Annotated in this window: 13 protein-coding genes; 4 read left to right on the top strand and 9 right to left on the bottom strand. The window is 65.5% G+C overall.

The features are described 5' to 3' along the window. The coding region (locus ACEQXV_RS14000) for a GMC family oxidoreductase (protein WP_370269718.1) at positions 1 to 882 on the top strand (882 nt) is incomplete at its 5' end. Here the strand turns inward: ACEQXV_RS14000 and ACEQXV_RS13995 are convergent. The 6 genes from ACEQXV_RS13995 to ACEQXV_RS13970 form a co-directional block, all read right to left on the bottom strand. Continuing rightward, the gene (locus ACEQXV_RS13995; protein WP_370269717.1) at positions 871 to 1,809 is read right to left on the bottom strand and encodes a hypothetical protein; all 939 of its coding nucleotides are present in this window, start codon (positions 1,807 to 1,809) and stop codon (positions 871 to 873) included. The two genes, ACEQXV_RS14000 and ACEQXV_RS13995, sit on opposite strands and share 12 nt — an antisense overlap. Next, positions 1,806 to 3,113, bottom strand: a complete 1,308-nt coding sequence (locus tag ACEQXV_RS13990) for a TRAP transporter large permease (RefSeq protein WP_370269716.1) — start codon at positions 3,111 to 3,113, stop codon at positions 1,806 to 1,808. The genes ACEQXV_RS13995 and ACEQXV_RS13990 overlap by 4 nt, the downstream gene beginning before the upstream one ends. A gap of 4 nt (positions 3,114 to 3,117) precedes the next feature. Next, positions 3,118 to 3,654 (bottom strand): TRAP transporter small permease, encoded by a 537-nt coding sequence (locus ACEQXV_RS13985; protein ID WP_370254676.1) that lies wholly within the window; start codon positions 3,652 to 3,654, stop codon positions 3,118 to 3,120. An 82-nt stretch (positions 3,655 to 3,736) separates the two neighbouring features. Continuing rightward, a complete protein-coding gene (locus ACEQXV_RS13980; protein ID WP_370254675.1) occupies positions 3,737 to 4,720 on the bottom strand; it encodes a TRAP transporter substrate-binding protein in 984 nt (327 codons plus the stop codon). Positions 4,721 to 4,768: 48 nt separating this feature from the next. Continuing rightward, a complete protein-coding gene (locus ACEQXV_RS13975) occupies positions 4,769 to 6,010 on the bottom strand; it encodes an NAD(P)/FAD-dependent oxidoreductase (protein ID WP_370269714.1) in 1,242 nt (413 codons plus the stop codon). 130 nt (positions 6,011 to 6,140) lie between these two features. Beyond that, positions 6,141 to 7,268 carry an enolase C-terminal domain-like protein gene (locus ACEQXV_RS13970; protein ID WP_370269713.1) on the bottom strand — a complete coding sequence of 376 codons (1,128 nt, stop codon included), beginning with the start codon at positions 7,266 to 7,268 and terminating at the stop codon, positions 6,141 to 6,143. A gap of 100 nt (positions 7,269 to 7,368) precedes the next feature. On the opposite strand from ACEQXV_RS13970, the gene ACEQXV_RS13965 reads away from it, so the two are divergent. Next, positions 7,369 to 8,268, top strand: a complete 900-nt coding sequence (locus ACEQXV_RS13965) for a LysR family transcriptional regulator (protein ID WP_370254670.1) — start codon at positions 7,369 to 7,371, stop codon at positions 8,266 to 8,268. A 34-nt stretch (positions 8,269 to 8,302) separates the two neighbouring features. On the opposite strand, the gene ACEQXV_RS13960 is transcribed toward ACEQXV_RS13965, so the two are convergent. Then, positions 8,303 to 9,991 (bottom strand): thiamine pyrophosphate-binding protein, encoded by a 1,689-nt coding sequence (locus tag ACEQXV_RS13960; protein WP_370269712.1) that lies wholly within the window; start codon positions 9,989 to 9,991, stop codon positions 8,303 to 8,305. 107 nt (positions 9,992 to 10,098) lie between these two features. Here ACEQXV_RS13960 and ACEQXV_RS13955 point away from each other — a divergent pair, with 107 nt between their 5' ends. Next, on the top strand, positions 10,099 to 10,803 hold the full coding sequence (locus tag ACEQXV_RS13955) for a GntR family transcriptional regulator (protein ID WP_370254667.1): 705 nt from the start codon (positions 10,099 to 10,101) through the stop codon (positions 10,801 to 10,803). A 1-nt stretch (position 10,804) separates the two neighbouring features. Further along, positions 10,805 to 11,542: an aspartate/glutamate racemase family protein gene (locus tag ACEQXV_RS13950; RefSeq protein WP_370254665.1), complete on the top strand. Its 738-nt coding sequence runs from the start codon at positions 10,805 to 10,807 to the stop codon at positions 11,540 to 11,542. Positions 11,543 to 11,581: 39 nt separating this feature from the next. On the opposite strand, the gene ACEQXV_RS13945 is transcribed toward ACEQXV_RS13950, so the two are convergent. Both ACEQXV_RS13945 and ACEQXV_RS13940 read right to left on the bottom strand, forming a co-directional pair. After that, positions 11,582 to 12,790 (bottom strand): acyl-CoA dehydrogenase, encoded by a 1,209-nt coding sequence (locus ACEQXV_RS13945; protein ID WP_370269711.1) that lies wholly within the window; start codon positions 12,788 to 12,790, stop codon positions 11,582 to 11,584. An 11-nt stretch (positions 12,791 to 12,801) separates the two neighbouring features. Continuing rightward, a partial coding sequence (locus ACEQXV_RS13940; RefSeq protein WP_370269709.1) for an aminotransferase class I/II-fold pyridoxal phosphate-dependent enzyme occupies positions 12,802 to 13,623 on the bottom strand: 822 nt, incomplete at its 5' end.

The raw sequence follows: 13,623 nt of genomic DNA, 5'->3' as shown, positions 1-13,623 counted from the left end.
CAGCCGGCGCAGGCGACGGCGGCGCGCGAGGTGATCCTGTCGGCCGGTGCGCTCGGTTCGCCGCAGCTGATGATGCTCTCGGGCATCGGGCCGGGCCAGCACCTGCAGGATCACGGGATCGACGTGGCGCACGAAATGGCGGGCGTGGGCGGCAACCTGCAGGATCACCTGCAACTGCGGCTGTCCTACCGGGTCGAGGGCGTGAAGACGCTCAACCAGATGGCCGCGACCCTCTTTGGCAAGGCCAAGATCGGGCTCGACTACGCGCTGCGCCGCAAGGGGCCGATGTCGATGGCCCCCTCGCAGCTCGGGGCCTTCGCCAAGTCCGATCCGAGCCTCGAAACCCCTGACCTGGAATACCATGTCCAGCCGCTGAGCTTGCCCAAGTTCGGCGAGGATCTGGACCCGTTCCCGGCCTTTACCGCCTCCGTGTGCAACCTGCGGCCTGAATCGCGCGGTGACGTCCGGCTGAAATCGCCCGACCCCCGCGAGGCCCCCGCGATCCGGCCCAACTACCTTTCCACCGAGGGCGATCGCATCGTTGCCGCCCGCTCGATCGAGCTGACCCGACGGATCGTCCAGCAGGCCCCGCTGGCCCAATACAACCCGCAAGAGGTCCGCCCCGGGCCCGAATACGCTTCCGAGGCCGAACTGGTCGAGGCCGCGGGCCAGATCGGCACCACCATCTTCCACCCTGTCGGAACCGCCCGCATGGGCGAGGGGCCCGGCGCGGTCGTGGATCACCGGCTGAAAGTGCACGGGATGGAAGGGTTGCGTGTCGTCGATGCCTCGATCATGCCCACGATCACCTCGGGCAACACCAACTCGCCCACGGTAATGATCGCGGAAAAAGCCGCCGACATGATCCGCTCAGGTCTCTGAGCGGGTGTGCAGCCAGCCAAGCAGCAGGGGCGTCAGGTACATCGGGAACTGGTAGCAGGCGATAAAGGGCAGCAGCGCGTCGACTGTCGTCGCAGGCAGCGCCACGAGGAACAGCGCCACGTTGCGGTTGCCCGCGATGATCGACAGCGCCACCTGGTGCGACGTGCGGGCGCGCAGGGCCAGGAACACCGCCAGTTGCAGGCCGAAATTAGCCGCGAACACCACCGCCAGCCAGAAACCTACCGCGCGCCAGCCCGTGTCGATCAGCGGCGCGACCCCGGCCATGAGACCGATCACGATGATCGCCAGAAGGATCACCCCGATCCCGTCCAGCCGCCGGGTCTGGCCCGCGTCGGGCCGGGGCAGGATCAGCGCCCTGGCCGCGAAGCCAAGCACCACCGCCAGTGCCACCACCGCCACCAGCCGCCCGGCAGCGGCCAGCACGTCCCCCGCCCCCGGCATGGCGTCCTGCATCAGCCACAGAACCGGCAGCACGGTCAGCGGAAAGAGCGCGGTTCCGAAGATCAGGATCTGCATCGCGGGCGCCGGGTCCTTTCCTGCCAGCACGACGAAATTGGGCGCCCCGGTGATCGACGGGGCCGAAAGCATCAGCATCACGGCAAGCGCCGGGATCGTGCCGATCACCCCAATGGCCGAGAAGAGGGCGAAACCCGCCACCGGCAGCAGCAATTGCAGCAGGGCCACGTCGCGCAGGGGCCGCCACAGGCGCGTCATCTGACCGATGGTCTCCGCCGGACCGATACGGAAGGCTGAGAAGAACAGCAAAACGGCCACCATCCAGGGCAGATGGGGCCGCATGGCCTGCGCCAGATCCGGCAGGCTGATCCCGGCCACAAGCCCCGCCACAAGGACAAGGCGGCCGTGGCGGGCGCAGGTTTCCAGCGCCCGCCAAAGGGTCTCGGTCATGGCCCCTGCCGGATGTTTTCAGGCAGCCACAGCGCCAGGTCCGGCACCCAGATGAGGACGAAGACCATCAGCACCATGATCGCGAACATCGGCAGCGAGGCCTTGGCGATGTAACTCATCTCGTGGTCTGTCATGCCCTGGAGCACGAAGAGGTTGAAGCCGATCGGGGGCGTGATCTGCGCCATTTCCACCACGACCACCACGAAGATGCCGAACCAGATCAGGTCGATCCCGGCTTCGCGCACCATCGGCTCCACCACCGCCATGGTCAGCACCACCGAGGAAATCCCGTCGAGGAACATGCCCAGGATGATGTAGAAGACCAGCAGCACCATGAGCAGCTCGAAACGGCTCAGGTCCATATGCGCGATCATGTCGGCCAGGGCGCGCGGCAGCCCGGTAAAGCCCATCGACAGCTTGAGGAAGGCCGCCCCCGCCAGGATCAGCGCAATCATGGCCGAGGTGCGGGTCGCGCCCATCAGGCTCTGGCTGAAGCTGTCCCAGTTGAGCGAACCCTGCCCAAGCGCCAGCACCAGCGAGCCGATGACGCCGAAGGCAGCAGCTTCGGTCGCGGTGGCAAAGCCCAGGTACATCGACCCGATCACCACGACGATCAGGCAGATCACCGGCAAGAGAAAGCGCGAGTTCTGCACCTTCTCGGCAAAGCTCATGCCCTTTTCCACGTCCGGGTTCCACGTTTTGGACAGCTTCGAGTAGATCGCCACATAGCCCATGAACATGGCCGCCAGCACGAGGCCCGGCATGATGCCCGCGAAGAACAGCCGGATGATCGACTCGTTTACCGTGACGCCATAGACGATCAGCGTCAGCGAGGGCGGGATCATCAGTCCAAGCGTCGCCGCCCCGGCCAGGGTGCCGATGATGACGCTTTCCGGGTAGTTGCGCGCCCGCAGCTCCGGGATCGACATCTTGCCCACGGTGGTCAGCGTCGCGGCCGACGACCCCGACACCGCCGCGAACACCGTGCAGCCCAGGATATTGGTGTGCACCAGCCCGCCGGGCAGCCGGCCAAGCCAGGGAGACAGGCCCTTGAACATGTCCTCGGACAATCGCGTGCGATAGAGGATTTCGCCCATCCAGATGAACAGAGGCAGCGCGGTCAGCGTCCAGCTGGACGAGGACGACCAGATCTGCGTGATCATCCGCTGGCCCGGATCGCCCGAGGCGAACATCTCCATGCCCACATAGGCCACGCCCATCAGGGCAAGCCCAACCCAGACCCCGGTGCCGAGCAGGAAGAAGAGAACAAAGAGGAAAATGACGATGGCATAAAGTTCGTGCATCGGATCACTCCCCGAAGCTCTGGTCGACCAGATCGCGCTCGATGCGATGGTCGCCATGCAGAATGACGGCAATCAGGTGATCGATCAGCGCGACGGCCAGGATGCCCCCGCCGATCACCATCACCGATTGCGGGATCCACAGCGCCGTGGCGTCCTGCGCCTGGCTGATCTCGTTGAATTTCCACGACCAGTAGGTGAACCAGTAGGCCTGGTAGGTGAAGTAGCACATGATCACCGCGCCAAGGCCGAAGCACCAGACCTCCAGCAGGCGGCGGATGCCCTTGGGCACGGCATTGAGCAGCAGCGACACGCGGATATGCGCGCCCCTGTTCAACGCGTTGGCCAGGGCAAAGAAACTTGCGGCCGCCATGAAATAGCCCGCGTAACTGGGGGCTCCGGGGAAGATTTCGCCCGTCCAGCGGGCGATCATCTGCGCAACGATAAGCAGCAGGATGACGATCAGGCACAGCGCGGCCAGCACGCCGGAGGACAGGTATAGCCCATCCAGGGAGGTTCGTGCCGCGACTTTTAACCGGGACATGGATCAGCCTCGTCTTGGAGTGTCGGAAAACGAAGATCCGGGGGCGCGGACGATGCGCGCGCCCCCGGAAACAGGTTTTGCCTTACTGGCGCTCGGCCATTGCGGCGTGATAGGCGTCGACGATTTCGCGACCGGTATCGCCAGCGGCTTCCAGCCACTCGGCGGTCATGATCTCACCGATCTCGCGCAGGTCGGCCACCAGCTGATCGCCCGCACGCTGCACGGTCATGCCACCTGCGGCCAGGCCTGCGAGCGTGAAGCCGGTGTATTCACGGGCGCGCCATGCACCTGCATATTCGGCCATGCCCGCGCAGCCGCGGATGATGTTCTGGTTGGCTTCCGAGGTGTCGCCCCAGACATCGGCATTGACGAAGACGTAGTTGCGCGGCAGCCAAGCGTCGACTTCGTAGAAGTGGCTCAGGCTTTCCCAGACACGGCGGTCATAGCCGGTCGCGCCCGAGGACACCATCGACGAGGCCACGCCGGTGGCAAAGGCCTGGCTGATTTCAGCCGCTTCGATCGTCACCGGCAGCATGCCGGTCAGTTCCGCAAGGCGGTTGGTGGCGTTGGAGTAGGAGCGGAAGCGGATGCCTTCCATATCGGCGACCGAGTTCACTTCCTGGTTGAAGTAGAGCCCCTGCGGCGGCCACGGCACCGAGTAGAGCAGCACCAGGTTCTGTTCGGCCAGCAGGTCCTCGATATAGGGCTCGGCGATCTCCCACAGCACGTCATGCTCTTCGAAGGAGGAGACGAGGAAGGGGATCGAGTCCACGCCAAAGAGAGCGTTCTCGTTCTGGTGGCCCGACAGCAGGCGCTCGCCGATCGGCACCTGGCCGGTCTGCACCGCGCGCTTGATGTCCGCGCCCGCGAACAGCGAACCGCCCGGATGGGTCACGATCTCGATCTCACCGCCGGTGCCGGTGGTCACGCACTGGGCGAATTCCGCACCCGTCACCGAGTGGAAGTTGGACCCCGAATAGGCCATCGGCATGTCCCAGGTATCGGCCAGCGCCGGTCCCGCCATCACGGTCGCTGCCGCGGCGAGGGTCAGTTTGAAGGTCTTCATGTCAGTCTCCTTGTTGGTTGCTGCATTCTTGGTCTTTGTTTTGCCCAATCACCCCGCAAACCTCTGTGGGTCGTAGGGGGTCATGTCGGTATTGGGCCTCTGGCCGGTGATCATCTGCGCCAGCCAGCGCCCGGTTTTCGGCCCGCCCGTCAGGCCGATATGGTGGTGGCCAAAGCCCGCGAAGACACCGCTGGATCGCACTTCCCCGATCAGAGGAAGGCTGTCGGTCGGTGCCGGGCGGTGGCCCTGCCATTCAATCTCGTTACTGGCCTCCAGGCCGGGGAAGGTCTGGGCGACCTGCCGGCGAAGAAGCTCGAAGGGCGCGCGCGAAGGTCCTGCCTCCAGCCCGCCGAATTCGACCACACCCGCACATCTTACGCCCTGCGCCATCGGTGTGGCGACAAATTTTCCGCTGGCGACCATGACCGGCACCGTCGGCCCGCCTGTCGCGCCTTCGAAGACGATGTGATAGCCGCGCTCGGTTTCCAGGGGCACGGTGATGCCCAGCTTCTTCATCAGCGGCTTGGACCAGACACCGGTGGTCAGGACCACCTGGTCGCAGGGGATCTCGCCCTCTTGCGTCAGCACCGCGCTGACCTTGTCCTCGGTCATGACGAAATCCTTGACCTCGGCCTGCCGGAAAGTGCCGCCAAGCGCCTTGAACTCCCCGGCCAGCGCCGCGACGTAGCCCCCCGGATCGCGGATGAAGCCGTGGTTCTTCATCACCGCCAGGCAACCCACCCGGTCGGAAAAACAGGTCTGGTATTCGTGGACCGCCGCCCCCTCGATCAGCTCGGGCGCGAAACCCGCCTCGCGGCGCAGGGTCCAGACATAGCTGTCCTTCTCGAAGGTGGCGCGGTCGGCATAGGCAAAGACGTAATCGCTCTCGACCACCCATTCCTCGGCCCGCGTGCCCTTGGCCAGCGCCAGGTGCTGATCGACGCTGTCGCCGATGACGCCATTAAGCCCCTGCGCGATGCGGCGCGTGTCGCGGTCATTGGCATGAGAGAGGTATTTCACCAGCCAGGGGATCATCCTGGGCAGGTAGCTCCAGCGCATGAATAGCGGAAAGTTGGGGTCCATCAGGTAGCCCGGCCCCTTGGGGATCAGCCCCGGCGTGGTGACCGGCACGATGGCGCAGCTGGCCAGCACGCCGGCATTGCCATAGCTCGTGCCCTGCCCCGGTTCGCCCCGGTCCAGCAGCACGACCTCGCGGCCCATGCGGCGCAGCCAAATGGCGGCGGAGACGCCGACGATCCCGGCGCCAATGACGACGATCTGGCCGGTCATGCTGGCCAACTCCTTGCTGCGGGGCGGGCCACACAGGGCCCTCTCCCACGATTCCCTGAGCGCAGCCTTGCCTCTCTTTTGTAATTCGTCAACATTTTATCAACGTATCGTCCGAGTTTTCTCGCTTCACTCATCCCGTGCCCGCCACCTTGTAGCGCTCCAGCACCTCGATATCGGGGTCGATCCCCAACCCCGGGGCCGTGGGCAGAACCACGGCGCCGTCTTTCACCGGGAAGGGCTGGGTCAGCACGTCTTCGACCAGGAAATAGCTGGCCTGGTAGAACTCGCAGCCAAGAGTGATCTCAGGGGTTGCCGCGATCATGTGCGCACCCGCCAGATGGGCGATTCCCGCTTCGAACATGTCGCCGCCATAGGCCGACAGGCCCGAGGCCGCCGCCATCCGCGCCACCGACTGCGCGCGCGTCAGCCCGCCCGATTTCATGATCTTGATCGAGACGCCATCGGCGATCCCCATCGACAGGCCAAGCGCCATGTCCTCGGGCCCGAAGATGCTTTCATCGGCCAGCAGGGGCACGTCGATCTCGTCCCGGATCCGCGCCATCAGCTCGCGCAGATGCGCCTTCACGGGCTGTTCGATGAAGGTGGGCCGGAAGGTCGCCACGTCGCGCACACAGGCCAGCGCGATGTCGTGGTGCAGGCCCTGGTTGTAGTCCACGCGAATGTCGAACTCCGGGTAATCGGCGCGCAGCTTTTCCAGCCGGGTGATGTCGAAGGCATGATCCTTGAACCCGGTCTTCAGCTTGATGATCCGCACCCCGTCCGCGCGCAGCCGGTCCATCAGCGCCAGGTCGCGCCCGAAATCGGGGTCGGCGATGGAACAGGACAGCGGAATGCGCGCCCGGTAGGTGCCGCCAAGCAGTTCCGACACCGGCAGGCCCGAGGCCTTGCCCATCAGGTCCAGCAGGGCCGTTTCCAGCGCCGCCTTCGCCTCGGTGCAATGGGCCACCGCGTAGTGCGCATCGGCCATGATCCGCGCCCGGTCCGACAGTTTGCGCCCCACAACCAGAGGGCGGATATATCGGTTCAGCGCCGCGAATGTCGCCTCGGCTGACCCGGTAAAGACAACCCAGGGGCTCGCCTCGCCCCAGCCCTCAAGCCCGCCTTCGGTCGTCAGGCGCAGCACGACGATATCGACCGCATGCTCGACCGAGCCAATGCCATGATCGCGCCGCGCGTTGACCGGCAGCGCAAGATGCCACAGATCCATTCCAGTGATCGTCTGGTCCCAGGCAGACATGCCATCCCCGCGTTTTCCCTGGGGTCAGCCTGCCTTGCCGCTTTCATCATTTCCAATACTATTTTATCAGTAGTCCATCACTTGAAATGATGGATAACCCATGTCCCTCCGCTTCCGCCAGCTGCAAGCCTTCCATGCCATCGTGGAAACCGGCACCGTGACCGCCGCCGCCCACCAACTGGGCATCTCGCAGCCCGGCATTTCCAACCTCATCGCACAGCTCGAACGCGAAACGCGTTTCAAGCTGTTTGAACGCGCGCGCGGGCGGCTTCTGCCCACGCCCGAGGCCGAGGTGCTCTACCAGGAAGTCGATACCGTGGTGCGCGGGCTCGACCATGTCAGCCAGGCCGTGGTGGACCTGCAAAACAAGCAGGCCGGGCAGCTTCAGGTCGCCTCGCAGCACTCCATGTCCTTCGGCTTCATGCCCAAGCTCATCGCGCGCTTCGCCAAGGACCGGCCCGACATGTCGATCTCGTTCCAGTCGCAGTATTCCACCAAGATCCAGGAATGGGTGCAGTCGGGCCTGTTCGAGATCGGGATCTGCGAGATGCCGCTTCTGCACGACGCGCTGAACGTGCATCCCCTGACGGTCGAAACCCTGCTGGCCCTGCCCGAAGACAGCCCGCTGGCCGTCCATGACGTGCTGACGCCCGAGTTGCTCGATGGCACGCCTTTCATCGTCATGGGCCCCGAACACATGACCCACCGGCGCACCCGCGAGGCGTTTCACAATGCCGGCGTGCCACTGCGCGCGCGGGTGCATTCGCACCTGTTCAAGAACCTGCTGAGCTTCGTCAAGGAAGGCATGGGCGTCGCCGTGCTGGACCCTTTCGCCCTGCATTTCGACTTCGAGGGCGGCTTCATCACCCGCCCCTTCCGTCCGCGCATCCTGATGGACATGGCGGTGATCACCTCGCGCACGCGGCCGCTTTCTGCCGTGGGGCAGGAATTCCTTGCGCTCCTGCTGCAAGAGCTGGAGCCCTACCAGGCGGAGCCCTGAGGGAGAGAGGCCAGGGCCCCGCCTGCGGGGCGCCTCACCCCATCCAGCGGCGCACGGGGGCGGCGGCTTCCTCGAGTGGCTGCACAACGACATCCACCAGCGTCGGCCCGTCATGGGCGATTGCTTCGGCCAGCACCTTGTCGAGCTGCGCGGGGTCTTCCACCCGCCAGGACTTGACCCCATAGGCCGCGGCCACGGCGGCATGATCGACCCGCGCGAAATCGACGTTGTAATAGCGTGCGCCCTTGTCGGCCATCTGGCTGGCCTTGATCCATCCGAAATTGGCGTTGGAAAAGACGACGAAGGTGATCGGCGCGCGGTGGCGCGTCACGGTTTCCAACTCGCCCGCCGTAAAGCCGAAACTGCCATCCCCCATCAGCGCCACGGTCTTGGATGCAGGCCGCCCATACCACGCGCCCAGGGAGGCCGAGAGCGAATAGCCAAGCGCCCCATGCGCCCGGTTGGTGATGAAGTAGCGGCCCGGCAGCTCCTGCTGGTAATAGGCCGACATGTAGGGGCAGCTCGTGCCCGGATCCGAGACGATGGTGGCATCGGGCGGCAGCAGGCGATTGAGCGTCGCGATCACCCGTTCGGGCCGGATCGGGGCCTCGTCGCTTTCAGCGAGTTCAAGGAACCGGTCGAACTTGCGCGCCTTGCGTTCGGCAACCGAGTCGGCACCACCGAAAACCTCGCCCGCTCCGCGCCTGTCCAGCACCGCGTTAACCTCGGCCAGCGACAGGCGCAGGTCGCCCACGACGCCCACCTCGGTCGGGTAATTCGCACCGATCACCATCGGGTCGCTGTCGAAATGCACGATCCGCGTGCCGGGCTTGGGGGCTTCCCATCTCGCCGTGGTGGTAGAGCCCGCCCGGATGCCCATGAAGATCACCAGGTCCGCTTCTTCCATCGCCTCCCAGGTTTCGTCCGTGCCGCCGTTCGACCCGACCACGCCGAGGCAGTTCGGATGGCTGTCGGCAAGGCTGCCCTGCCCCGAGATCGAGGTGGCCACCGCGATATCCAGCCGCTCCGCCAACCGCGCCAGTTCCTCCCACGCGCCGGAAATCACCACGCCGCCGCCGCAGACGATGAGCGGTCGCTTTGCCGACAGGATGGCATCGACCGCCGCCTCCGCCGCGCCCGGCCCTGACCCTTGCCGGTAGGCGGGGAAGACATGGGTCGCGGTGTCGGCCCAGATATCGGCAGGATCCACCGGATCATACTGGATGTCATAGGGCAGCCCCAGATGCGCCGCGCCGGGGCGGCCCGTGGTCATCGCCCGGAACGCGCCCCGCACCATGCGCGGAATATGGGCGGCCTGCTTGATGACCGTGTTCCACTTGGTCAAGGGCCGCATCAGCGCGTCCTGGTCCACCTCGGTCAGCGGGTATTTCCCATAGGTCCCGACCGAGATGTCCGACGTGATCGCCAGCACCGCGTAGCTGCTTTCCGACGCCTCGATCAGCCCCGGCAGGATATAGGTCGCGCCGCCGCCAGACGGCCCTTCGCAGACGCCGGGGCGTCCCGTCACGCGGGCATAGCCATCGGCCATGTAGGCCGCCGATCGTTCATCGCGGGTCAGCACGTGGGTCATGCCGTGATCCATTCCGCGCATCGCGTCATAGAAAGGCAGACTCGTGTCGCCGCAGAGGCCGAACACATGGCGCACCCCCTGCGCCTCCAGCATCTTCACCAGCGCCTCGGCCCCGTTCATCTGGTTGGTCATCGACTCGGCCCTCCGGATTCGTATTTCATGCTGTATACAGGTCAAAATATCTTGCAAAACTCAACCCGAAATATCAGGGTGCCGACAGATTGCCGGAAAGACCGACCATGACCGACCCCGCCCCCAAACCCGACGGCTCCAAACCCGAAAGCAATGTCGACCGCATCACCGCGCAGCTCAGGCGCATGGCGGCGGAGTTCGAGATCAAGCCCGATGAACGCATCCGCGAGGGCGAGATGGCAAAGCGTCTCTCGGTCAGCCGCACGCCGCTGCGCGAAGCGCTCAACCGGCTGGTGTCGGAAGGCTTCCTGACCTTTACCGGCGGGCAGGGCTTCTTCTGCCGCTCGCTGACGCCCGAGCGCATCCTCGATCTTTATGAGGCGCGCGCGGCGGTGGAATGCGAGGCGATGCGGCTGGCCCTCGCCCGTGCCCCCGACGCAGATATCCGCGCCCTGCGCGACGAACTCGACCGCTCTGAGCCGCATTACAACAGCGCAAGCGACCGTATCGCGCTGCTGGATATGGACGAGGCGTTTCACATGGCGCTGGCACGGCTGTCGGGCAATGCGGAACTGGTCGGAATGCTCGACAACATCAACGGGCGCATCCGCTATGTCCGCATGATCGGGCTCAACATGGGGCGCAGCGAAGCCAGCCGGATGAGCGCGCACCGCGCCATTCTCGATGCGCTGGCCGAGCGCGACGAGCGCCGGGCGCTGGCCACGCTCCGTGCCCATATCTCGCTGCGCACGGAAGACGCGACCCGCGCCGTGCGCGAGGCATTCTCTCACATCTACGTTCAGGCAGGCTGACATGACCACACGCGGCGGCAAGACGGTATTCGGGGCAACCGTGGGTATCCTGATGCTGGAAACGCAGTTTCCCCGCATTCCCGGCGACATTGGCAACGCGCTGACATGGCCCTTCCCGGTGCAGTTCCGGGTGGTGCGCGGGGCGACGCCCGACAATATCGTGCGCGGCGCGCCGCTCGATCGGGTGCAGGATTTCATCGACGCGGCACGGGACCTCGTGGCCATGGGCTGCGACGGGATCACCACCAATTGCGGGTTCCTGTCGCTGTTGCAGGGCGACATGGCCGCAGCCCTTGGCGTGCCGGTGGCGACCTCGTCGCTCATGCAGGTGCCGCTGGTCGAACTGCTGCTGCCGCCGGGCAAGCGGGTGGGGATCCTGACGGTCTCTGCCAGCACCCTCTCGCCTGACCACCTGAAGGCGGCGGGCGTAGCGCTGGATACGCCCGTGGTGGGCACCGAGGGCGGACGCGTCTTCACCCGCGACATCCTGGGCGACCGGCCAGAGATCGACTTCGAGGCCTGTCGGCTCGACCTGCTCGACGCCGCGCGTGAGCTTGTGCAGCGCAACCCCGAGGTGGGCGGCATCGTTCTGGAATGCACCAATATGGTGCCCTATGCCGCCGATATCCGCGCCGCCACCGGCCTGCCGGTCTGGTCGATCTACAGCTTCGTCAGCTGGTTCCAGGCGGGTCTAATGCCGCGCCGCTTCGCGGGCGGGATCGACGACCCGCGCTGGTAAGCCCGGCCCCGCGGATCGCGCAGGGCCGGAACCGGCGTCTTAGAAGAAGGCCTGCAACCCGGTCTGCGCGCGGCCAAGGATCAACGCGTGCACGTCATGGGTCCCCTCGTAGGTGTTCACCGTTTCCAGGTTCATCATGTGACGAATGACCTGGAATTCCTCGGAGATGCCGTTGCCGCCATGCATGTCGCGGGCCATGCGGGCAATATCGAGCGCCTTGCCGCAGTTGTTGCGCTTGATCAGGCTGATCATCTCGGGCGCGGCGGCGGCCTCGTCCATCAGGCGACCCACGCGCAGCGCGGCCTGAAGGCCAAGGGTGATCTCAGTCTGCATGTCGGCAAGCTTCTTCTGGAAAAGCTGGGTCTGCGCGAGTGGCTTGTTGAATTGCTTGCGGTCGAGTCCATACTGACGTGCCGCGTGCCAGCTGAACTCCGCCGCGCCCATCACACCCCAGGCAATGCCATAACGCGCGCGGTTGAGGCAGCCAAACGGCCCTTTCAGCCCCTCGACATTGGGCAGAAGCGCGTCTTCGCCCACCTCGACGCCATCCATCACGATTTCACCCGTCACGGAGGCGCGCAGCGACTGCTTGCCGGCGATCTTGGGCGCGGACAGCCCCGCCATGCCCTTTTCCAGCACGAAGCCCCTGATCTTGCCGCCATGCGCTTCGGACTTGGCCCAGACCACGAAAACATCGGCGATCGGCGCGTTGGAAATCCACATCTTCGAGCCGCTGATACGATAGCCCGTGGCGGTCTTCTCGGCGCGCGTCTTCATGCCCGCAGGGTCGGACCCGGCATCGGGCTCGGTCAGGCCGAAACAGCCGATGAGGTCGCCCGAGCACAGGCCGGGAAGGTATTTCCGGCGCTGCTCTTCCGACCCGTAGGCATAGATCGGGTAGATCACGAGGCTGGACTGCACGGACATCATCGAGCGGTAGCCGGAATCCACGCGCTCGATCTCGCGTGCGATCAGGCCGTAGGTGACATAGTTGGCGCCAAGCCCGCCATATTCCTCGGGCAGCGTCGCCCCCAGAAGGCCAGCCTGCCCCATCAGCGGGAACAGCTCCGGCGCGACGGTTTCCTCGGCATAGGCCTTGATCACGCGCGGCTGCAACTCGGACTGGGCAAATTCCCGTGCCGCGTCGCGCAGCATGCGTTCATCTTCGCTCAGCTGGCCTTCCAGCATCAGCGCATCGTCCCACTGGAAGCTCGACAGGTCGGGGCGGTCTTTGGCCTTCAGGCTCATCTGGTATCTCCTCAGTCTTTCAGGGCGGCCACGGCGCGGGCGATCCGCGCAAGGCCTTCGGTCAGGTCATCGGTGGAATAGGCATAGGACAGGCGGAAATGGCCCGGCAGCCCGAAAGCGCGGCCCGGCACAAGCGCCACGGCGACCTCGGACAGGATGTAGTCGCAGACATCGGCATCGGTCTCCAGCGGCTCGCCCGTGGGGCGGTGCTTGCCGATCAGCCCTGCACAGGACGGGAACACGTAGAAGGCCCCGCCGGGTTCCGGGCAGTCGATGCCGGGGATCGCGTTCAGCGCGGCAACCACCATGTCCCGACGCGCGCGGAAGGCCGCGCAGCGCTCGGCCAGCAGGTCCTGCGGGCCGGTCAAAGCGGCCAAAGCCGCCGCCTGAGAGATGGAGGAGGCGCCGGAGGTGGACGTGCCCTGCACCGCCGTCATCGCCTTGATCAGCGGCACCGGGCCGATCCCCCAGCCCAACCGCCAGCCGGTCATCGCGTAGGCCTTGGAGGCGCCATTGACCACCAGCGTGCGCGCTGCAAGGTCGGGGGCCGCGTTGCGGAAGGAGGTGAAGGGGTCGAAGGCGATATGTTCGTAGATCTCGTCGGCCATCACCCAGACATGCGGATTGGCGCGCAGCACCTCGGCCAGCGCCTCAAGCTCGGCCTTGGAATAGAGCGCGCCCGAGGGGTTGCCGTGATTGTTGAGCATAAGCCAGCGGGTTTTCGGCGTGATCGCGGCGGCAAGCGTATCTGCCGTCAGGCGAAAGCCGGTTTCCGCCCCGCATTTCGGCGCCACAAGCTCTGCCTCGCAGATCGTGAGAATATCGGCATAGCT

The organism is Nioella sp. (assembly GCF_964229645.1).
Classification (GTDB): domain Bacteria; phylum Pseudomonadota; class Alphaproteobacteria; order Rhodobacterales; family Rhodobacteraceae; genus Nioella.
Note: the sequence above shows the minus strand (reverse complement) of the source record. Positions and strands in the feature narration are given on the sequence as shown.

What these genes read in the sequence shown, in the direction of transcription:
- ACEQXV_RS13995 (WP_370269717.1), bottom strand. Translation starts at nt 1,809, where the DNA reads ATGACCGAGACCCTTTGGCGGGCGCTGGAAACCTGCGCCCGCCACGGC.
- ACEQXV_RS13990 (WP_370269716.1), bottom strand. Translation starts at nt 3,113, where the DNA reads ATGCACGAACTTTATGCCATCGTCATTTTCCTCTTTGTTCTCTTCTTC.
- ACEQXV_RS13985 (WP_370254676.1), bottom strand. Translation starts at nt 3,654, where the DNA reads ATGTCCCGGTTAAAAGTCGCGGCACGAACCTCCCTGGATGGGCTATAC.
- ACEQXV_RS13980 (WP_370254675.1), bottom strand. Translation starts at nt 4,720, where the DNA reads ATGAAGACCTTCAAACTGACCCTCGCCGCGGCAGCGACCGTGATGGCG.
- ACEQXV_RS13975 (WP_370269714.1), bottom strand. Translation starts at nt 6,010, where the DNA reads ATGACCGGCCAGATCGTCGTCATTGGCGCCGGGATCGTCGGCGTCTCC.
- ACEQXV_RS13970 (WP_370269713.1), bottom strand. Translation starts at nt 7,268, where the DNA reads ATGTCTGCCTGGGACCAGACGATCACTGGAATGGATCTGTGGCATCTT.
- ACEQXV_RS13965 (WP_370254670.1), top strand. Translation starts at nt 7,369, where the DNA reads ATGTCCCTCCGCTTCCGCCAGCTGCAAGCCTTCCATGCCATCGTGGAA.
- ACEQXV_RS13960 (WP_370269712.1), bottom strand. Translation starts at nt 9,991, where the DNA reads ATGACCAACCAGATGAACGGGGCCGAGGCGCTGGTGAAGATGCTGGAG.
- ACEQXV_RS13955 (WP_370254667.1), top strand. Translation starts at nt 10,099, where the DNA reads ATGACCGACCCCGCCCCCAAACCCGACGGCTCCAAACCCGAAAGCAAT.
- ACEQXV_RS13950 (WP_370254665.1), top strand. Translation starts at nt 10,805, where the DNA reads ATGACCACACGCGGCGGCAAGACGGTATTCGGGGCAACCGTGGGTATC.
- ACEQXV_RS13945 (WP_370269711.1), bottom strand. Translation starts at nt 12,790, where the DNA reads ATGAGCCTGAAGGCCAAAGACCGCCCCGACCTGTCGAGCTTCCAGTGG.